Source organism: Limosilactobacillus agrestis, from assembly GCF_014145585.1.
GTDB classification, from domain to species: Bacteria; Bacillota; Bacilli; order Lactobacillales; family Lactobacillaceae; genus Limosilactobacillus; species Limosilactobacillus agrestis.
On the sequence record NZ_JACIVF010000001.1, the window covers coordinates 1 to 387 of the forward strand.

The 387-nt window shown below is 39.3% G+C and carries 1 protein-coding gene; it reads left to right on the forward strand.

Annotation, left to right across the window (positions count from 1 at the left end; translation table 11 throughout):
- Positions 1–387 (forward strand): mucin-binding protein (locus H5R88_RS00005; protein WP_182599961.1); only part of this gene is annotated, 387 nt, incomplete at both ends.

Here is a 387-nt window from a genome sequence, read left to right on the forward strand (position 1 = left end):
ACTGGTAAGACTGGAACTAGCGTAACTATTGGTAACGGAAATGGAGAAACTCCATTACAAGTACCAACTGGCTATGAAGTAGTACCAGGAACTGAAGTTCCAACCACTGTACCATTTAACGCAGATAGTAAAGATAATGGTGACATTACTGTTCAAGTACAAGCTAAGAAGGATACTGATGATGGACGTAATGATAAGGGCAACAAAGATGTTTACCGTGAAGTAACCAGAACAATTACAGTAAACATTGAAGGTCAAGCACCTCAAACTGTTACTCAAACTCTTGCATTCTACAGAATTAAGACCACTAATGAAGCAACTGGTAAGGTAACTTACACTGACTGGACTTCAAACATGGAAGATGGTGCAACAAGCTTCCCAGAATTA